Source organism: Nocardioides sp. NPDC051685, assembly GCF_044453405.1.
Lineage (GTDB): Bacteria > Actinomycetota > Actinomycetes > Propionibacteriales > Nocardioidaceae > Nocardioides.
Genome location: NZ_JBITCR010000010.1, coordinates 67465 through 86078 on the forward strand (window position 1 = coordinate 67465; position 18614 = coordinate 86078).

Here is an 18614-nt window from a genome sequence, read left to right on the forward strand (position 1 = left end):
ATATCGATGTCAAGGTCAAGCCGCACCGTGTGAATGTGGCGCCAGCATCTCCAGCGTGCGGTGCTTGTGGTCCTCGTCGAAGGCCATGTTCACCACGATCAGCTCATCGGCCTGGACCCCAGCCGCAAAGGCGTCCAGGCCGGCAACGACCTGGTCCTGAGCACCGACCACACTGTGTTCGAGCATCGAGAGGACCTGCTGGCCATGCGGGTGCCGACGAACGACCTCCAGCTCCGCTGTAGCCAACGTGCGCTCCCGCCCCAGGACATCGCGAAGCCATTCGTCCTCGAACCTGCGCCGCTGTTCATCGGCGGCGTCGGCATCGTCTGCCGCAACGACGTTGACGGCCGCCATGAACCAAGGCTTCGCGCCAGGACCCGCGAGCGGGGCCGACGGGTCGAAGTCGCGGCGGTACGCCTGCGCTGCCTGATGCAGCATCGCTGGGGCGAAGTGGGAGGCGAAGGCGTATGGCAGCCCGAGCTGGGCGGCCAACCGCGCGCCGAAGAGGGACGATCCCAGGATGTAGATCGGCACCTTGGCCCCCTCGCCCGGATGGGCCTTGACGCCGGGGACGGGCGACTCCTCATCGAGGAAGCCGTGCAGCTCGACGACATCCTCCGGGAATCGTCCCGCCTCGCGCCCGTCTCGGCGCAGCGCACGCATCGTCGCCTGGTCGGTCCCAGGAGCGCGACCCAGCCCCAGGTCGATGCGCCCCGGATACAGCGCGTCAAGCGTGCCGAACTGCTCGGCGATCACCAGCGGCGAATGGTTCGGCAGCATGATCCCACCGGCACCCACGCGGATACGTGTGGTGTGGGCAGCCACGTGCTGGATCACCAGCGCGGTGGCAGACGACGCGATCCCCGGCATGTTGTGATGCTCGGAGAACCACACCCGCTCATAGCCGAGCCTGTCCGCGGTCTGCGCCAGGCGTACGCTGCGATCGATGCCTTCGGCAACGGTCTCACCCGGACCAACGCGAGCCAGGTCCAAGACGGACAGGGGGACGTTCACAGACACAGGAAGACCTTTCGGGTCCAGGGTGGTCATTTCGCCGCGAGCCGCGGATCGACGCCGAGCTGTTCGGGCAGGCCGAGGTGGTCGCGAAGGGTGGTGCCCTGGTAGTCGGCCGGCCGCAGCCCGCGCTTGCGCAGCTCGGGTACGACCTGGTCGACGAAGTCGTCGAGGCCGTCGTGCAGGTTGTCGACCGCCAGGGTGAAGCCATCGCAGACGCCTGCCTCGATCCACTCCTGGAGCATGTCGGCAGCATCCTCGGGGGTCCCGACCACGCCCGGGTTGGGATCGAGGACACCATGGGCGAGGAGGTCGAGTGGTGACCAGCCCTCACTCGCAAGCTCCGCCGCACGGGCAGCACGCGGCACGCCGGGGTGCGGGCGCAGGGCGCTGATTTGGGACCCGGCCAACGGCACATCGGCGCGCTCCGGGTCCAGGCGCAGACCGAGAATCGCGGACATGTGCGCCAGGCGCGACCGGAGGTCGGCCCTCTCCTCCAAGGCCCTGCGGCGCTTGAGGGCCTCGCGCTTGCTGACACCCAGGCTGACGGTGACGAACGGCAGGAACTTCACCTCGTCCGGGCTGCGACCGGAAGCCGCTGCGAGGGAACGGATCATGTCGCGCTGGGCGCGGCTCGCCTCCATGGTGTCCGGCATCGCGATGATGCCGTTGCTGTACATGCCCGCCGCCTGCAGACCCATTCCGCTGGCCGCCGGCATGAAGATCACCGGCTGGCCCTGTTCCGACGGCGGGATCTGGATCGGCCCACGAGAGCCGACATGGCGTCCCTCCATGTTGATCGGTCGGACATGTGCAGGGTCCGCGAAGGTGCCGGCGGCCTGGTCCGGCAGGCCGGCCTCACGCTCCCAGCTGCCCCACAGCGCCTGGGTGACCTGGACGACCTCATGGAGACGTTCGTACTTCTTCTCACGAGCCAGCGGCTTGCGTCCGTAGTTCGCGAAGGCCTCCGGCTCGTAGCTGGGGATCGCGTTCCAGCCCGCGCGACCGTGGCTGATCACGTCCAGAGCACGGAGCTGACGAGCCAAGGTGTACGGCTCGGCAAGGGATGTGGAGGCCGAGGCGACCAGACCGATGCGCCGAGTCGAATGAGCGACGGCGGAGAGAACCATCAGCGGCTCCATCGAGAACATCGGCGGTGCTGTGCGGAGGTCGCCGTGCAGGAAGGCTCGGTCGGGATAGAAGGCGTAGTCGAGACCGCCACGCTCAGCGGTCTGCGCCGCCCGCACCTGCACCTCGACGTCGACATAGGCATTGGGATCCGCTTCCGGCATCCGCCAGGCACCGGGGTGAGCACCGTAGCTGTCCCCCAGCGCTACCCCCAGCGCCATCGTGCGATCAGCCACGTCGTCCTCCTCCGTCATCAGCCCGAGCGGCCATGAAACGGAGCCGCCCTCCATTTTTAGAATACGGAGGCACCCTTCATATTGCAAACTGGGCGCGCCCCGGGACGGCGACCGGTATTACACGACGAACTCGTGCCGGGATACGGAGTCATGCTCCGTATGGCACAGTGGTAGCAGGCAGAGAGGGAATGGATGAACACGCGCACAACGAGTCGCAAGCCCAGGGCGGACGTCGTCAGGAACCGGGCACGGATCCTCGAGGCGGCCGAGACACACTTCCTGACCCAGGGAGTCGCCGCTTCCCTGGAGGCGGTGGCCAAGGAAGCCGGCATCGGAGTGGCAACCCTCTACCGTCACTTCCCGACACGCGAGGCGCTTCTCGCGGGTCTGCTCAACGAGCGACGCGACGAGCTCGAGAAGCGGCAGCGGCGTATCGACAACCTCGAAGACCCCGGCGAGGCCCTGCGTCGGTGGCTGCGGGCACTGGAGGACTACCTCAGCCTCTACAACGGTCTCTCCGAGCCCCTCGTGATAGCCAGCAAGACCAGCGGAAGCAGCAATCCGTTGACGCGATCGTGCGCGGACCTGATCACGTCGACGGGCGACTACCTCGAGGCAGCCCGCGCCGCAGGCCAGGCACGCGATGGCATCGACGGCCGTGATCTCTTCATGGCCGTGAGCTCGGTGGCATGGGTCAGAAATACCCGCGCAGCCGACGACGCCGCCCTCGCCCGACTACGGAGCATCGTCGAGAGCGGCTATGGACGGACCGGACAGACCGCGCGCTGACAGCCAGAATCTGCCGGCGCCTGGCATCACGCTGAGCCAGTTACACAAGTGTCCGACGAACTCCAAGGAACGAAAGCCTACCCCGAGCATCGACTCGACGGGAGGGGCGGACGATGCGCAATGACGTCCCTCAACGAGTCCCCAGTCCCGCATCACATGCCGCTGACAGCCATCGAACCAGCAGCTAATTGTGCCCCGACGCCGCCGGACGACCCCACGAGTCTCATCCCCCAGGGCAACGATCCGACAGCATCGCAGCGCGTCACACCTCTTGCATCGGAGGTTCCCCTGGTGGCTTGGCAACCTTGGATCAGCGGTCGGTTTCAAGCCGCCCCGAACAAGTCTGGTCAGACCTGACCGAGGCGGCAAACCATCGAGGACATGACGATCGTGAACATCTACGAGGCCAAGACCTCGCTGAGCAGGCTGATCAATGCAGCCGAGGCCGGTGAGACGATCGTCATCGCCCGAAATGGACGCCCGGTCGCACAGCTCGGCCCGATCCCCAAGAGTGCGCCACGCTCACCCGGACGCATGAAGGGCCACGTACGGATCCACGAGGACTTCGACCAGTGGACCGAGGACGACGAAACCGCCTGGTACGGCGAAGACACGGACCCGCTCGCCTCGTGAAGCTCATCCTCGACACCCAAATCCTCCTGTGGTGGTGGGATGACTCTCCGAGGTTGCCGCAGGCCGCACGCGACCTCATCGCAAACCTCGACAACCAGGTGTTCGTGTCAGCGGCCTCCATCACCGAGATCGCGGTCAAGAAGTCGATCGGACGACTCGAGGTCGACGACGACTTCGCACACGGCATCGAGGACGACGGCTTCATCGAGCTCCCCCTCACTGCCGCACATGGCGGACGGCTCGCACAGCTGCCATTCATCCACCGCGACCCGTTCGACCGCATGCTCATCGTCCAGGCCCAGGCTGAGGATGCCGCGCTCGTCACCGTCGACGACAAGGTGAGGCAGTACGACGTCAAGGCGCTTCCCTGAGCAGACCCACTCAGGATCAGCCACTCAGCATTCACCAGCTTGTGTCGGATCAGCGACGCCGCCTGGTCAAGATGGCCTCGCTCAAGCGCCTGGTCCGCGCGGCATCGTTCGGCGGCAGGGCCGCCAAGCCGGTCACCACTTCGACGACTTGGCGACCTTGGACAAACGGTCGGTGAGCTTGTCCATGCGCGACTTGGTGGCGCTTACGTAGCGCTGCACGGCACTCGGGGTGCTGGTCCAGTTCGGGATTATCGCAGCCGGTGTCGAGTATGGCTGCGCCGCGTCGACCAGGAGCGCTTCTTCCAATGAAGACCCCCGGGTCCGTACGGGAATGTGGTGGGCGCACAGTTCAGGCGTGCCGATGCTGCCGACCCGAGGTAGGAACGCCTGGCTGGCTACAGCCAGCGTTGCTGTCGTTGAGACCGGCTCAACCAAACTGGCTGCGGTCCCCGCGGTTGTCGAACGCAGGATGACGCGTCGGCAACTGGCCGTGCTGTTGGGTAGCGGATCTCAGCAGGTGACGGCCCCGACCGCGGCCGACTGCACGGTCTTGGCGTACTTGCCGAGGACGCCGCGGGTGTACTTCGGCGGCAGCGGCTCCCAGCCGATCCGGCGCTCCTCGAGCTCGTCGGCGTCGACACCGAGCTCGAGGGTGCGGTTGGCGACGTCGAGCGTGATGGGGTCGCCGTCACGTACGAACGCGATCGGGCCGCCGTCGACGGCCTCGGGCGCGATGTGGCCGACACAGAGGCCGGTGGTTCCACCCGAGAACCGGCCGTCGGTCACCAGGATGACGTCCTTGCCGAGGCCCGCGCCCTTGATCGCGCCGGTGATGGCGAGCATCTCGCGCATACCCGGGCCGCCCTTGGGACCCTCGTAGCGGATCACGACGACGTCGCCAGAGGCGATCCGGCCCTCCTCGAGCGCGTCCATAGCCGCCCGCTCGCCGTCGAATACCCGGGCCGTGCCGCTGTAGACCGAGTCGTCGAAGCCGGCGCTCTTGACGACCGCGCCCTCGGGAGCCAGCGAGCCCTTGAGGATGGTCAGCCCGCCGCTCTTGTGGATCGGGGCGTCGAGCGAGCGGATGACCGTGCCGTCGACGGCCGGCGGCGCGAGGTCGTCGAGGTTCTCGGCCATCGTCTTGCCCGTCACGGTCAGTGTGTCGCCGTGCATCAAGCCGGCGTCGAGCAGCGCGCGCATCACCATCGGGATGCCGCCGATCTTGTCGACGTCGTTCATGACGTACTTGCCGAACGGCTTCATGTCGGCCAGATGCGGGACCTTGTCGCCGATCCGGTTGAAGTCGTCCAGGGTGAGCTCGACCTCGGCCTCGTTGGCGATCGCCAGCAGGTGCAGGACGGCGTTGGTGGAGCCACCGAGGGCCATCACGACGGCAATGGCGTTCTCGAAGGCCTCGCGCGTCATGATCTGGCGCGCCGTGATGCCCTTGCGCAGCAGGTTGACCACGGCCTCGCCCGAGCGGTGCGCGAACCCGTCGCGGCGACGGTCCACCGCCGGCGGAGCGGCGCTGCCCGGCAGTGACATGCCCAGCGCCTCGCCGACCGAGGCCATCGTGTTGGCGGTGTACATGCCGCCACACGCACCCTCGCCCGGACAGATCGCCCGCTCGATGCGGTCGACCTCCTCACGGGTGATCTTGCCGGCCAGGCAGGCACCGACGGCCTCGAAGGCGTCGATGATCGTCACGTCACGGCCGTCGACCTGGCCGGGCATGATCGAGCCGGCGTACAGGAACACACTGGCGAGGTCGAGGCGAGCCGCGGCCATCAGCATCCCCGGCAGGGACTTGTCGCAGCCGGCGAGCAGGACGGAGCCGTCGAGCCGCTCGGCGTTCATGACGACCTCGACCGAATCGGCGATCACCTCGCGACTGACCAGCGAGAAGTGCATCCCCTCGTGTCCCATCGAGATGCCGTCGGAGACGGAGATGGTGCCGAACTCGAGCGGGTAGCCGCCACCCGCGTGGACGCCGTTCTTCACGGCCTTCGCGAGCCGGTCCAGCGACAGGTTGCAGGGCGTGATCTCGTTCCAGCTGGACGCGACCCCGATCTGCGGCTTGGCGAAGTCCTCGTCGCCCATGCCCACCGCGCGGAGCATCCCGCGGGCGGCGGCCCTCTCCAGGCCGTCGGTGACGTCGCGTGAGCGGGGCTTGATGTCGGGTGCGTCGGTCATGCAAGCAGCGTAATAGCGGTCGAGCGCCCGCTGCCCGATCTCCACCCTTCCGGATCCCGGGCGTGGCGGCTTCCTCCCGACGATCCATCATGTCAAAATGAGAATGATTCCTGATTCTGGGCGCTGAGTGAGCTCGTGGAGCGCCGAGGTGGCCGTCGGCCTGCCTGATCAGGCTTCTCGGACCTCGACCTTTCCATTGGACAAGGACATGCCCTGATGGCCTCGCCGCTGAGCGACATCCTCCGGCCCGTACGCGGCCGCCTTCTCGCCTGCATTGCTCTGACCGTGATCTCCACGGTCGCCGGGCTGGTGCCGATGATCGGCATCGTCGAGCTGGCCCGGATCCTGTTACCGGGCACCGGCGGCGGCAGCAGCGACGACGCCGACCGCGCCTGGCTGGTCGTCCAAGTGAGCCTGGCCGCGCTCGGCGTACGGCTGGCGACGATCCTGACCGCCTCCTGGCTCTCCCATGCCGCCGACCTGGACCTCTCGGTGCTGCTGCGGCGGAGCCTGGTCGCCCGGCTGGGGCGGGTGCCGTTGGCCTGGTTCACCGAGCGCTCCTCGGGGCAGGTGAAGAAGGCGGTCCAGGACGACGTGGCCGCGCTGCACCACCTGGTCGCGCACTCGGCGATGGAGCTGACCGCAGCGATCACGCTGCCGGTCACCGTGGCGGCGTACCTGCTCTCGGTCGACGTCACGATGGCGCTGGTCACCTGCGTCCCGCTCGTCGCCGGCATCATCGGTCTGCGGATCTCGATGCGCGGCGCGGCCGAGCTCTACCAGACGTACGACCGCGGGCTGGCCGAGCTCGGCTCGGCCGCCGTGGAGCTGGTCAACGGGATCACGGTGGTCAAGACCTTCGGCCGGGAGGGGCGCACGCACCGCCGGTTCACCGAGGTCGCGGGGCGCTTCGGCGGGTTCAACCGCGACTGGATGCGGCACTCGGCGCTCGGGATGCTGGTGATGGAGCTCGCCCTGACCCCGGTGCTCGCCCTCGCGATCGTCGCCGTCGTCGGCTCGCTGCTGGTGCGCGGCGGTCACCTCGCCGCGATCGACCTGGTCCCGTTCCTGGTGCTGGGACTGACGATGACGGCACCGGTGACCGTGGCCGGGTACGCCGGTCGCGAGCTGCGCGAGGCGACAGGTGCCGCGCGGCGGATCCAAGAGCTGCTGGACACCCCGCAGCTCCCGGCCCCGACGACCGTCGCGCGCCCGGAGGGCGGCCGCGTCGAGCTGCGCGGGGTCGGCTTCGCCTACACGCCGGGCGGCAGACTCGTGCTCGACGGGATCTCGCTCACCCTGGAACCCGGCACCGTGACCGCACTCGTCGGCCCGTCGGGGTCGGGCAAGTCGACGCTGGCCCGCCTGCTGCCCCGCTTCGCGGATCCCACGCTCGGATCGATCACCCTCGGCGGCTGCGACCTGCGCAGCCTGACCAGCGAGCAGCTCTACGAGCGGGTCTCGTTCGTCTTCCAGGAGACCTCCCTGCTGCGTACCAGCGTCCGCGACAACATCCGGCTGGCCCGCCCCGACGCCTCCGACCAGGACGTACGTCATGCCGCGGCCGCGGCGCAGATCCTGGACCGTCTCGACGCCCTGCCACGCGGACTGGACTCGGTGGTCGGCGAGGACGCGCTGCTGTCCGGGGGTGAGCGGCAGCGGGTCGCGATCGCCCGGGCGATCCTGGCCGACACCCCGGTCCTGGTGCTCGACGAGGCCACCGCGGCGGCCGACCCGGAGTCGGAGGCGCAGGTGCAGCAGGCGCTCTCCAGGCTGGTCGCGGGACGTACCCTGCTCGTCATCGCGCACCGGCTCTCCACGATCACCGGCGCCGACCGGATCGTCGTCCTCGACTCCGGCCTGGTCGCCGAGTCCGGCACGCATGCCGAACTGCTCGCCGCCGACGGCCTCTACGCACGGCTGTGGCAGGCCGACCAGCGCGCTCAGCTGGAACCCGTCCGATCCCACACTCAGACCGCCGAGGTGGCCCGATGATCTCCGTCGTACGCATGCTCAGCACCCTCCTCGATCACGACGGCCGCCGGCGGATGCTGCGAGTGGTCGCCACCTTCGTCGCCACCGGGATCCTCCAGGGGCTCGCCTTCGCCGCGCTGGTGCCACTGCTGGTCGCGCTCTTCGCTCAGGACTGGGACGGGGTGACGACCTGGGCGGTGGCGTTGATCGGGCTGCTGGTCGCCCACCACGTCCTGCTCGCCCTCGCCGACCTGGCCGGCTACGACCTGGCCTGCGACCTCCTCGACCGCACCCTGGCCCGGCTCGGAGAGCACGTCGCCCGGCTGCCGCTGGGGTGGTACGACGCCGACCGCACCGGGATGGTCGGCAGGATGGCGTCCAAGGGCGCGGCCGACATCTCCTCGATCCCCGGCCATCTGCTCCGGCCGATGACCTCGGCCGTGATCAGCCCGATCACCGTGGTCGCCGCACTGCTGGTCCTGGAGTGGCGGCTCGGGGTGGCGCTGCTGGCCGGCGTGATCCTGGTCTTCGCCGCGACCCGCCTGCTGAGCGCGATCATCGGGCGTTCCGAGGCCGGCTACGACGCCGCGATGGCCAACGGGTCGGCGCGGGTCGTGGAGTTCGCGCTCAACCAGCAGGCCCTGCGGGTCTTCGGTCGCACCGTCCACGGGAACGAGCTGGTCGAGGACGCCTTCGCCGCCCAGCGGGCGGCCAGCCGGCGGATGCTGGTGACCGGCTTCGGCGGTCGCGGACTCCAGTTGCTCGCCGTCCAGGCGCTGCTCACCGTGGTGGTCGCGCTCTCGGTCCAGCTCGTCCTCGGCGGCACCCTCGCCGCCGCGACCGCGATCGGACTGCTGGTGCTCAGCGTCCGGTTCGTGGAGTCGATGGTCGACCTCGGCGAGCTCTCCAGTGCCCTGCGGATCGCTCAGGGGTCGTTGCGCCGAGTCCTGGACCTGCTCGACACCGCCCCGCTCCCCGAGCCATCCACCCCCGGCACCCCGCATGACGGCGCGGTGGAGATGAACGACGTCTCCTTCTCCTACGACGGCTCCACCCCGGTGCTGGACGGGGTGTCCTTCACCGCTCCGGCCAGCTCTCTCACCGCGATCGTCGGGCCCTCCGGCTCCGGGAAGTCGACCCTGCTCCGGCTGGCCGCCCGGTTCCACGACGTCACCTCGGGGTCGGTGCGGGTCGGTGGTGTCGACGTACGCGACCTGGGGACCGAGGCGCTGATGGCCGAGGTGTCCATCGTCTTCCAGGACGTCTACCTCTTCGAGGGCACCCTGCGGGACAACGTCCTGCTCGCCGCTCCCGACGCCGACCCTGCCCGCCTGGACGAGGCCGCGCGGCTGGCGCGGGTCGACGACATCGTCGCCCGGCTCCCGCACGGCTGGGACACCCGGGTCGGCGAGGCCGGCTCCACGCTGTCCGGCGGCGAGCGTCAGCGGGTCGCGATCTGCCGGGCCCTCCTCAAGGACGCCTCCGTGGTCCTCCTCGACGAGGCCACCGCGGCTCTCGACGCCGAGAACGAGGCGGCGGTCCAGGAGGCGCTGACCGCCCTGGCCGCCGACCGCACCGTCATCGTCATCGCCCACCGGCTCCAGACGGTGACGGCCGCGGACCAGATCATCGTCCTCGACGGCGGCCGGATCGCCGAGCGCGGCAGCCACGCCGACCTGCTCGCGGCCGGAGGTCGCTACCGGGACTTCTGGCAGCAGCGTACGTCTGCGGCGGGCTGGCGGCTGGTCGGTGATCCGACCAGCTGACACGCTCGTACGCTCAGGAGATGCGTTCGGTCAGCGCCTGACGAGTGTCGATCAGCCAGTCCTTGTAGTCGAGGTGCGCCTTGCGCAACGCGGCGCCGGGCCAGTCTGCGGGAAGCAGTTCGTCGGGTAGGGCGGGATCCTCGAGCAGATGGCGAACGGACGTCGCGCAGGCGGTGAAGCGGAGCACGGGGTCGTCGGTGTCGGTGGCCGCCAGCAGCTCGCGCGCCCGGTCGGCCCAGGCGGTCAGGTCCCACAGCCTCCCGGCGAACGCCGCAGGGTCGGTCCTGGGCCGCATCGTCAGTCGCTCGCACAGACCGGCGAGCTCATCGGACCACGCGAGGTCGAGGTTGGCCGGGCGTACCCACACGCCCTCTCGCAGCTCGGCCAGACGGAGCTCGGTGAGCGTCGCGCGGAGACTCGCACGGTCGGCGGCGGAGCGGCCGGTCGCGGTCACCACGACCATGTCCCACTCGCCGTCCCACGCGCTTGTCTGCACGTGGATCGCCGCCTCCTGACGTCGCTGGCGCTGGCTCAACCTCTCGGAGAGCTGGTATCGCCCGTTGGCAGCTCGGACCAGGTCGTCGGCGGCGACCATGCGGGAGAGCGCGACCCGGACCGTCGTCTCCGAGAAGCCGACCAGGCGGCCTCCCGCGACGAGCTCACGGGCGGACAGGGTCGGCACCTCGGCGCTCATGAGCAGGCCCAGGAGCGCCGAACGGGCCGACACAGGGCGAAGGGCACTCGCATCGGCGGCGGACGGTGATGACATCCCTCCGGATCTTACATGGACTCCGCACCTGCAGACGATGTGTTATTTACATCATTGCCACAGCCGCAGACGATCTGTAACGTCCCCGGCATGACCCTCACCGGACGCACCATCATCATGTCGGGCGGCAGCCGCGGCATCGGCCTGGCCGTAGGCATCGCCGCAGCCAGGCTGGGAGCCAACGTCACGCTGCTGGCGAAGACGGACAAACCCGACCCGCGGCTCCCCGGCACCGTTCACACCGCCGCCGCCGAGATCGAAGAAGCGGGCGGTCAGGCGCTGGCGGTGGTGGGCGACGTCCGCGACGAGGCCTCGGTCGAGAACGCGGTCGCGCAGACCGTCGAGCGGTTCGGCGGCATCGACATCGTGCTCAACAATGCCTCCGCGATCGCGCTCGACGGCACCGAAGACCTGCCGATGAAGCGCTTCGACCTGATGACGCAGATCCAGCTGCGCGGGACGTACCTGCTCACCAGCAAGTCGCTCCCCCACCTGCGCGCATCGGCCAACCCCCACATCCTCTCGCTGTCGCCGCCGATCAACCTGTCGCAGCAGTGGCTGGGCAAACACCCGGCCTACACCCTGGCGAAGTACGGAATGAGTCTGCTGACGCTCGGCTGGGCCGCGGAGTACGCCGAGCACGGCATCGCCGCCAACTGCCTGTGGCCCGAGACCCTCATCGCCACCGCCGCTGTGCAGAACCTCCTCGGCGGAGACGCAGCGGTGGAGAGGTCACGTACGCCCGAGATCGTCGCCGACGCCGCGGTGGAGATCCTGCGGCGCCCCTCGCGCGAGTGCACCGGCAACACGTTCCTGGATGTGGACGTCCTTCGGGATTCCGGAGTCACCGACTTCTCGAAGTACGGAGGTACCGGCGACCTGGAGTACGACATCTTCGTGGACCGGCCATGACGAGCCTCGTGCGGGAGCGGCACGGGGAGGTCGAGATCCTCCGGCTCAACCGTCCCGAGAAGCGGAACGCCCTCGACACCCCGACGCTCCACCTGCTCAACGACGCGCTGCGAGAGCTGTCCGAGGACAGCGACGTGCGCGCCGTCGTCCTCTCCACGACGTCTCCCGACGCCTTCTGCGCGGGAGCGGACGTCACCGAACCCCTGGACGCAGCGGGCGGGGTCGCCCGGATGGAGGCGTTCGCCGAGCTCTACCGCCTTGTCGAGCAGGTGCCCGTGCCGACGATCGCTGTCTGCGTCGGCAACTGCGTGGGCGCCGGCGCCGAGATCATCGCCGGCTGCGACCTGCGCGTGGCCGGGGACAATCTGAAGCTGGCGTGGGCGGGGGCTCGGCTGGGTGTTCCGGTCGGGCCGGCCCGGCTGACCCAGCTCGTCGGCCTCTCGCGCGCCAAGGAGCTGATCTACACCGGGCGCCCGGTCGGGGCGGACGAGGCGGTCGCGATCGGCCTGGCCCAGCGCACTGCCCCTGCCGACGAAGCCGAGGCAGTCGCCCTCGACCTGGCAGGACTCATCGCGCGTCAGTCGTCCGACGGGATCCGCATCCTGAAGGAGATGTTTCGCGAGCTCGAGGGCACGACCGACCGCATCACTTACGAGAACGAGCGGCTGGTCGACTTCCAGAGGAACAGTGTCGGCCTGCCGCAGGGCTAGCTGACCTGCCTGCGCGCGCGACTCACAGGGCGCCGACGGCGCGAAGGACGAACTCCTCGATCCGCTCGGCCGGGAGGTGGCGGGTGCCGAGCACGGCGTGGACGAGGGCGAGGGTGGCGTCGACGTCGGTGACGGCGAAGACGCCCTGCTCGGCACCCTGCTCGAGGATCTCGGCGAGGACCCGCTCGACGGCGACGACGTGCTCGCGGATCTCCTGGCGAGCCTCCTCGGGGAGCCCGCCGTAGACCTGGGGGCCGAAGCCCATGTGGAACTTCTCGCCGAGGGCCAGGTGGTTGCGTACGTAGATCCGCAGCCGCTCCGCCGGCTGCTCGCTCGCGGCGAGCTGAGCCTGCAGGGACGCGACGTATTCGGCGGTCTCGTGGGTCGCGAAGGCGACCATCACCGCATCGCGGTCCTTGAAGTGGTGGTAGATCGCGGTGCGCCCGATCTCGGCGCGCTGAGCCAGCTTCGACATGGTGATCGCGTCATAGCTGCCCTCGGCCATCAGCTCCGCGAACGCAGCGAAGATCCGCTCGCGCACCAGCCTGCGGTGCTCGGGGACGTTCTCGGCGGCGATACGGGGCACGAGGACGAACCATAGTTCACAGGCGATAGTCGTCGAGGCGAGCGCCGAGCTCCTCGAAGAGCGCCTGATTGAGCCCGAACGCGACCTGGACCTCCTCGACGATGCGGAGCTTCTCCGCGGGATCGAGGTCCAGCGCGTCGAGGCGAGCGCGGTAGCCGTCCTTGTAGGGCTTCGGCTTCGGGATCTGGGCGAACTCGTAGAAGTCCACCCCGTCCCCACCGAGCTCGAAGAACCGGTCGAGCAGCCGGCCGATCGCCTGGCCTCCGGAGAGGTCGCCGAGGTAGCGGGTGTAGTGGTGGGCGGCATAGAGACCACCCCAGGCGCGGGTGGCCTCGATCCGGGCGACGTACGCATCGGCGGCCGCCGACTCCACGGAATCGGTGTCGACACCCGGCGCCCACACGACCAGGTCGGCATCGATCGCGGCCAGGCGCTCCAGAGCCACGTCATGGACGGCGGCCGCGATGTCGTCGGTGGCCGCCAGATCACGGCCCACCGACTCGAGCGCGACATAGACCTTGCGCAGGCGCAGCAGGTAGTCGGCGTACCCCTTCTCGTTGACCCGGCCCGCCAGCAGCTCTCCCATGAAGGAGGAGGCCTCGGCGGCGGCGTGCTGGACACGAGAGCCCTCGCGCATCAGCGCGGAGAGCGGAGCCCCGGAGGTCTCGTCGACAAGAAGGGCAGACATGTGTGCTCCAGTGAGGTCGGGGCGTCGGGCGATCGGCGTTCCGAAGAAAGATATTGACACACTGTCAGAAAGTCATCAAGGCCCAATTTAGGCTACCCTAAGTTTCGACAGGAATGGATTGAGCACGACTTTTTGCCATCCGGATCCAAAAGAACAACCGAGGCACAAGATCCATACGCCAGGTCCATATCGGCGGCCACTTCCGGGACCTTGGTCATTTCCGCCCGGAATTCGACCTCGAACACGACCTGTTACCGGCGAAGTTACGGCGAAGTTTTGCGAACTCCGGCACCGGTTGAGCGCTGGGCGACGGCGAATCGACGTGGCTAGACTCCCCGCTTCGTCACGGCGAGTCACAGCAACCGGGGGGCTGCAGCAGCTGACTTCTACTCGTCGTGCCCTGTCATCGACAGTTATCAACATCATTGGAGAAGTCACTTGCGCTCCCCATTCTCGGTCCGCGGGGCCGCCGTTGTTGCGGCGACCGCGATGATCGGTCTTTCCGTGACCGCGGCCCCGGCGACTGCGGCAGAGAAGCCGCGGGCCAAGGCCTCGTCGGTAGCCCTGACCGTCGACGTGTCCGACAAGGTCAAGGTGGACACCGGCCGCTACACCGCCACCTACAACGGCAAGAAGACCGTCAACTCCGGCACCAACAAGCCGGCGCTGCCGCTGCTCAAGGGCGAGCAGCAGCTGATCTCCGTCGGCGTCTTCGCGCAGGACGCCGCCGCCGCGCTCCGGAACGGCACCGTCTACTCCGGCGCCTGCTCGGCGCTCGCCGGCGAGGGCGCGACCCTGGTCGCCATCGGTGACGGGGACAGCTGCGTCAAGCCGGGCGAGGCCGTCCGGGTGAACCTCGCCGAGCTCGACCTCCAGAAGCTCGGCGCCACCACCGACTACCTGCTCACCGACGAGAGCAAGGACGTCCACATCAAGCTCGGACCGGTCAACGACCTGGTCCAGACCGTCGTCGCCGACGTACTCAAGAAGGTCAGCGGGCTGTCGGTCGGCATCAACCTCGATGCCGCCGAGAGCACCTGTATGGCGAAGGACAACTCGTTCAAGGGCACGACTCGCCTCAAGAACGCAGCCGTCACCGTCAGCGTCCCCGGCAAGGGTGACGTCGAGGTCGCCGACCTGCCGGTGAACCCGAAGAAGAACACGACGGTCGTCCCCGACCTCTCCCCGGTCACCGACGCCGTTCTCGGCCGTGTCGACACGCTGCTCCGGTCTGGCCTGAAGAGCGAGATCGCGCCGGGCGCCCTGGACATCTCCATCCGGACCAACCTGATCGAGCTGGTCAAGCAGCAGCTCGCCACGGTCCTCAAGGGCCTCGAGACCGACCTGGTCAAGCTCACCCTGAACAAGCAGGACAGGTCCGCCCACGCCCTCGAGGTGTCCGCTCTCGACGTCAAGGTCCTCGACGCGGTGAAGAAGGTCGGCGCCCCGACCGCCGCCAACGTCGCCATCGGCACCAGCACCTGCGGCACCAACGGTCTCACCGCTTCGGAGGAGAAGGCCGTCACCAGCGGCAAGAAGACGAACGTCGACGTGGTCGCCTCCGGTGACAGGTCGAACCCGGAGGCCGGTGTCGCGGCCAAGCCCGACAACGCTCCGGCCAACGCCGAGCTCAACCTGCTCTCGTCCCCGGCCGCCAAGGGCGGGTTCGCCGCCGGCGCGCTCGTGCTGCTCGTCGCCGCCGCTGCCGCCACCCGGTGGTTCCTGCTGCGCCGCGCACACGCCTGATCCACCGATCAGCACCCCGTCCCGGGCCAAGGCGTCAAGCCTTGGCCCGGGATTCTTTGTGGGGTACGCGATCTGGCGGCGCGCCTGCGTGCCGACCGCCGCAGGATCCGACAGGGTTACGCCGCCCCCGATGCTCCCCAGAGCTCTTCCCCAACTCTCTGGAGTCCCCCATGCTGCGCCCGTTGGCGACCCTGTGCGCCGTCGTACTCCTCTGCTCCGGCTGCGCCGAGATCTCCGAACCCGACACCGCCGTCCAAGCCGGGTACGGCGCCGAAAGCGGCGAGGAGGTCAGCCTTTCGCTGACCGAGGCCATCGCGAGACTCCCGGTCGCCAAGGAGGTCACCTCCGGCTACGAGCGGGAGAAGTTCAACCACTGGGTCGACGCCGACGGCGACTGCCAGGACGCCCGCACCGAGGTGCTCCTGGAGGAGTCGAGGAACAAGGCGCGCGGCAGGTGCGAGGCCACCAAGGGCGTATGGCTCTCCGCGTACGACGGCGTCACGCTCAAGCGCCCCGGCGGCCTCGACATCGACCACATGGTCCCGCTCAAGGAGGGCTGGGAGTCCGGCGCCGACGCGTGGAGCGACGAGGAGCGGGAGGCGTACGCCAACGACCTCGGTGACCCGCGCACCCTCATCGCCGTCACCGCCGCGACCAACCGCAGCAAGGGCGACCAGGACCCGGCCGACTGGATGCCCGACGCGACGAGCTACCACTGCACGTACGTCGCCGACTGGGTCGCCGTGAAGATCCGCTGGAGCCTCTTCGTCGACCGTGCCGAGAAGGCCGCACTGAAGAAGATCGCCGCCGGTTGCGACGACCCCGAGATCACCGTGCGGCTGGCCAAGGCCGGACCGCCCGAGGGCGGCTCGGGCCCCAGCGGCACTCCCGCCGGCGGCTCCGGTGAGGACCCCCGCTTCGACACCTGCGCCAAGGCGACCGCGAAGGGCTACGGGCCCTACCGGAAGGGCCGCGACGCCGAGTACGAGTGGTATCGCGACGGCGACAAGGACGGCACCGTCTGCGACAGCTGATTCCGCTACGCAGAAGCGGGCTACTCGCCCGTAACTCCCCAGTAACCTCGACCGTTGACTGTGACGAATCTCAAAGGGAGGGGAGAAGTACGTGCGCACAACACTCATCGCGCGGGGAGCCGCAGTCGCGGCCGCGGCCGCCATGGTTGCCTTGTCAGCCGCACCTGCGAGCGCCGCGACGGTGTCGCAGGCGTCCGCAACCGCGCTGAGCCTGGAGCTCGCCGGCACCGGGGCGAGGGACACCGGCACCTATGCCGTCACCAATGACGGCTCCAGGGAGTCCGCCACAGGCACCAACGAGCCGCTCATCACGGCACTCGGCGGACAGAAGGCGATCCAGGCCGGCACGCTGGCCCAGGACGCGGTGGCCCACAAGGACGCCACCTCGGCCGCCTGCTCCGGTCTCGCCGGAGACGGCGCGACCGTGGTCGCCGTCGGGTCCGGCAACTGCCTCAGCGGCGGGGACAACATCTCGCTCGACGCGGCCAGTCTCGACTTCAGCGACGTCGAGCTCGTCTCGTCGGGGCTGTTCCAGGGCGTCGACCAGCAGCTGATCACCGCGCTGAAGGACGCCGGGCTCAGCCAGACCGCGGTCACCGACCCGCTCTCGAAGGCGCTCGAGGACCTCCTCGCGGCCATGGGCGATCCCGGTCTGCACCTCGACCTCGGCGCCGTGCAGAGCAGTTGCACCGCCGACAAGGACACCGCCTCCGGCGACAGCAGCCTGGCGAACAGCAGGGCGTACGTCACAGTCCCGACGGTCGGCGACGTCACCCTGGTCGACCTTCCGGTCGACCCCGACGTCAACCAGAAGGTCGTCACCGACCTGACCGGTGTGACCGACGCGATCCTGGATGCTCTGCGCACCCAGTTCAGCAACGCTCTGGACGGTGCCCTGGCGCCGGCCAACGGCGGGCTCGACCAGCTTCAGACGCAGGTGCTCGACACCGCTCTCGGGCAGATCCAGTCGCAGCTCGCACCGCTGGAGGAGAACGTCCTCGACATCACCCTCAACAAGCAGGTCACCGCGCCCGGCGAGATCACGGTGACCGCGCTGGACGCGAAGGTCCTGCCGGCGGCCGAGGGGTTCGTCGGCGGCAGTCTCGCGCACCTGACGATCGGCACGAGCCACTGCGGCCCGAACAGCCCGGTCACCAAGACCGTCGTCAACAACCCACCGAAGGGCAACCCGCCGGCCTCGGTCCCGACCGTCGTGACCGCCGGCATGGAGAGCTACGACGACGGCAGCGCCGGCCGTATCGCCCTCGTCACCCTGCTGCTGCTCGCGGCCGCGGGCGCCGGTGCGGCGACGTACGTCCGCATGCTGCGGCGTGGCTGAAACCACTGCTGACTCGCCGTCGCGGCTTGCCGCGGCGGCGAGCAGCCTGTGGACCGGGCTGGTCGTGCTCGCCGTGGCGATGGTGCTGGCCGGGCTGATGTGGCCCGCCGGCAGCGCCGCAGTGGAGGTGCCACCCGGTGCCCCGAAGCGCCTCGAGCTGCCTGGGCTGCACACGAAGGCCAGGGTCGTCCCGATCCGGCTCGACGGCGAGGTGCTCGACCCGCCGCGGAACCCGCGCGAGATCGGCTGGTGGGTCGGCAGCGCCAAGCCGGGCTCGGCGCAGGGCCAGACCGTGGTCACCGGCCACACCGTGCACACCGGTGGCGGCAGCCTCAACAAGCTCGACCACATCAAGGAGGGGCAGGAGGTCGACGTCGTCACCAAGGACGGCACCTTCCAGCACCAGGTCGACTCCGTCGAGGTGCTCAGCCGCAAAGAGCTCGCCGACCAGGCCCAGCGCATCTTCGGCCAGGACCACGGCGACGGGCGCCTGGTGATCATCACCTGCACCGACTGGAACGGCTCAGGCTACGACAGCAACATCGTCGTCGTGGCGCACAGGTTCAATAGCCTGCCGAAGAACAAGAAGTAGTGCCGAGTCGGCGCATCCGACCCTCTCGTGGTGCCGAGTCGGCGCATCCGACCCTCTCGTGGTGGGGGGGGGGGGGCGCAGACACCCCGGGGGGGGGCGCGGAGGCCGACCCCCGGGGGGGGGGGGGGGGCACG

17 protein-coding genes are annotated in these 18614 nt (G+C 69.1%); 11 read left to right on the forward strand and 6 right to left on the reverse strand.

Translation table 11 applies throughout. From position 1 onward, the window contains the following. Positions 1 to 15: 15 nt before the first annotated feature. Together ACIA03_RS23840 and ACIA03_RS23845 are read right to left on the reverse strand one after the other, a co-directional pair. Positions 16 to 1050 (reverse strand): LLM class flavin-dependent oxidoreductase, encoded by a 1035-nt coding sequence (locus ACIA03_RS23840; protein ID WP_396987152.1) that lies wholly within the window; start codon positions 1048 to 1050, stop codon positions 16 to 18. After that, positions 1047 to 2378, reverse strand: coding sequence for an NtaA/DmoA family FMN-dependent monooxygenase (locus ACIA03_RS23845; protein WP_396987154.1), 1332 nt, complete (start codon positions 2376 to 2378; stop codon positions 1047 to 1049). The genes ACIA03_RS23840 and ACIA03_RS23845 overlap by 4 nt, the downstream gene beginning before the upstream one ends. Positions 2379 to 2570: 192 nt before the next feature. Between ACIA03_RS23845 and ACIA03_RS23850 the strand changes: the two genes are divergently transcribed. The 3 genes from ACIA03_RS23850 to ACIA03_RS23860 all read left to right on the forward strand — a co-directional run bounded on the left by ACIA03_RS23850 (position 2571) and on the right by ACIA03_RS23860 (position 4171). Beyond that, on the forward strand, positions 2571 to 3167 hold the full coding sequence (locus tag ACIA03_RS23850) for a TetR/AcrR family transcriptional regulator (protein WP_396987156.1): 597 nt from the start codon (positions 2571 to 2573) through the stop codon (positions 3165 to 3167). A 381-nt stretch (positions 3168 to 3548) separates the two neighbouring features. Then, positions 3549 to 3800 carry a type II toxin-antitoxin system Phd/YefM family antitoxin gene (locus ACIA03_RS23855; protein ID WP_396987158.1) on the forward strand — a complete coding sequence of 84 codons (252 nt, stop codon included), beginning with the start codon at positions 3549 to 3551 and terminating at the stop codon, positions 3798 to 3800. Further along, positions 3797 to 4171 (forward strand): type II toxin-antitoxin system VapC family toxin, encoded by a 375-nt coding sequence (locus ACIA03_RS23860; RefSeq protein WP_396987160.1) that lies wholly within the window; start codon positions 3797 to 3799, stop codon positions 4169 to 4171. Before ACIA03_RS23855 ends, ACIA03_RS23860 begins: the two co-directional genes overlap by 4 nt. A gap of 510 nt (positions 4172 to 4681) precedes the next feature. Here ACIA03_RS23860 and ilvD read toward each other — a convergent pair. Beyond that, positions 4682 to 6364, reverse strand: coding sequence for a dihydroxy-acid dehydratase (ilvD, locus tag ACIA03_RS23865; protein ID WP_396987162.1), 1683 nt, complete (start codon positions 6362 to 6364; stop codon positions 4682 to 4684). A gap of 216 nt (positions 6365 to 6580) precedes the next feature. Between ilvD and ACIA03_RS23870 the strand changes: the two genes are divergently transcribed. Both ACIA03_RS23870 and ACIA03_RS23875 read left to right on the forward strand, forming a co-directional pair. Continuing rightward, entirely contained in the window at positions 6581 to 8359 is a 1779-nt protein-coding gene (locus tag ACIA03_RS23870) for an ABC transporter ATP-binding protein (protein ID WP_396987164.1), read from the forward strand. Beyond that, positions 8356 to 10104, forward strand: a complete 1749-nt coding sequence (locus ACIA03_RS23875; protein WP_396987166.1) for an ABC transporter ATP-binding protein — start codon at positions 8356 to 8358, stop codon at positions 10102 to 10104. The genes ACIA03_RS23870 and ACIA03_RS23875 overlap by 4 nt, the downstream gene beginning before the upstream one ends. Positions 10105 to 10117: 13 nt before the next feature. On the opposite strand, the gene ACIA03_RS23880 is transcribed toward ACIA03_RS23875, so the two are convergent. Next, positions 10118 to 10873, reverse strand: coding sequence for a PaaX family transcriptional regulator C-terminal domain-containing protein (locus ACIA03_RS23880; RefSeq protein ID WP_396987168.1), 756 nt, complete (start codon positions 10871 to 10873; stop codon positions 10118 to 10120). A gap of 90 nt (positions 10874 to 10963) precedes the next feature. On the opposite strand from ACIA03_RS23880, the gene ACIA03_RS23885 reads away from it, so the two are divergent. Both ACIA03_RS23885 and ACIA03_RS23890 read left to right on the forward strand, forming a co-directional pair. After that, entirely contained in the window at positions 10964 to 11785 is an 822-nt protein-coding gene (locus ACIA03_RS23885; RefSeq protein ID WP_396987170.1) for an SDR family oxidoreductase, read from the forward strand. Further along, on the forward strand, positions 11782 to 12495 hold the full coding sequence (locus ACIA03_RS23890; RefSeq protein WP_396987172.1) for an enoyl-CoA hydratase/isomerase family protein: 714 nt from the start codon (positions 11782 to 11784) through the stop codon (positions 12493 to 12495). The genes ACIA03_RS23885 and ACIA03_RS23890 overlap by 4 nt, the downstream gene beginning before the upstream one ends. A 22-nt stretch (positions 12496 to 12517) precedes the next feature. Here the strand turns inward: ACIA03_RS23890 and ACIA03_RS23895 are convergent, their stop codons facing one another. Both ACIA03_RS23895 and ACIA03_RS23900 read right to left on the reverse strand, forming a co-directional pair. Beyond that, on the reverse strand, positions 12518 to 13081 hold the full coding sequence (locus tag ACIA03_RS23895) for a TetR/AcrR family transcriptional regulator (RefSeq protein WP_396987174.1): 564 nt from the start codon (positions 13079 to 13081) through the stop codon (positions 12518 to 12520). A gap of 16 nt (positions 13082 to 13097) precedes the next feature. Then, positions 13098 to 13769, reverse strand: a complete 672-nt coding sequence (locus ACIA03_RS23900) for a heme oxygenase (biliverdin-producing) (RefSeq protein WP_396987176.1) — start codon at positions 13767 to 13769, stop codon at positions 13098 to 13100. 438 nt (positions 13770 to 14207) lie between these two features. Between ACIA03_RS23900 and ACIA03_RS23905 the strand changes: the two genes are divergently transcribed. From ACIA03_RS23905 to ACIA03_RS23920, 4 genes are all read left to right on the forward strand, one after another. Then, positions 14208 to 15515, forward strand: coding sequence for a hypothetical protein (locus ACIA03_RS23905; RefSeq protein ID WP_396987178.1), 1308 nt, complete (start codon positions 14208 to 14210; stop codon positions 15513 to 15515). Positions 15516 to 15685: 170 nt separating this feature from the next. Further along, positions 15686 to 16549 (forward strand): DUF1524 domain-containing protein, encoded by an 864-nt coding sequence (locus tag ACIA03_RS23910; RefSeq protein ID WP_396987180.1) that lies wholly within the window; start codon positions 15686 to 15688, stop codon positions 16547 to 16549. Positions 16550 to 16640: 91 nt separating this feature from the next. Next, entirely contained in the window at positions 16641 to 17888 is a 1248-nt protein-coding gene (locus ACIA03_RS23915; RefSeq protein WP_396987182.1) for a hypothetical protein, read from the forward strand. Next, positions 17881 to 18480: a class F sortase gene (locus ACIA03_RS23920; protein ID WP_396987184.1), complete on the forward strand. Its 600-nt coding sequence runs from the start codon at positions 17881 to 17883 to the stop codon at positions 18478 to 18480. The genes ACIA03_RS23915 and ACIA03_RS23920 overlap by 8 nt, the downstream gene beginning before the upstream one ends. The last annotated feature ends 134 nt before the right edge of the window (positions 18481 to 18614 follow it).

Coding starts and splice junctions, on each gene's coding strand:
- ACIA03_RS23840 (WP_396987152.1), bottom strand. CDS start 1,050: ATGACCACCCTGGACCCGAAAGGTCTTCCTGTGTCTGTGAACGTCCCC.
- ACIA03_RS23850 (WP_396987156.1), top strand. CDS start 2,571: ATGAACACGCGCACAACGAGTCGCAAGCCCAGGGCGGACGTCGTCAGG.
- ACIA03_RS23855 (WP_396987158.1), top strand. CDS start 3,549: ATGACGATCGTGAACATCTACGAGGCCAAGACCTCGCTGAGCAGGCTG.
- ilvD (WP_396987162.1), bottom strand. CDS start 6,364: ATGACCGACGCACCCGACATCAAGCCCCGCTCACGCGACGTCACCGAC.
- ACIA03_RS23870 (WP_396987164.1), top strand. CDS start 6,581: ATGGCCTCGCCGCTGAGCGACATCCTCCGGCCCGTACGCGGCCGCCTT.
- ACIA03_RS23875 (WP_396987166.1), top strand. CDS start 8,356: ATGATCTCCGTCGTACGCATGCTCAGCACCCTCCTCGATCACGACGGC.
- ACIA03_RS23880 (WP_396987168.1), bottom strand. CDS start 10,873: ATGTCATCACCGTCCGCCGCCGATGCGAGTGCCCTTCGCCCTGTGTCG.
- ACIA03_RS23885 (WP_396987170.1), top strand. CDS start 10,964: ATGACCCTCACCGGACGCACCATCATCATGTCGGGCGGCAGCCGCGGC.
- ACIA03_RS23890 (WP_396987172.1), top strand. CDS start 11,782: ATGACGAGCCTCGTGCGGGAGCGGCACGGGGAGGTCGAGATCCTCCGG.
- ACIA03_RS23900 (WP_396987176.1), bottom strand. CDS start 13,769: ATGTCTGCCCTTCTTGTCGACGAGACCTCCGGGGCTCCGCTCTCCGCG.
- ACIA03_RS23910 (WP_396987180.1), top strand. CDS start 15,686: ATGCTGCGCCCGTTGGCGACCCTGTGCGCCGTCGTACTCCTCTGCTCC.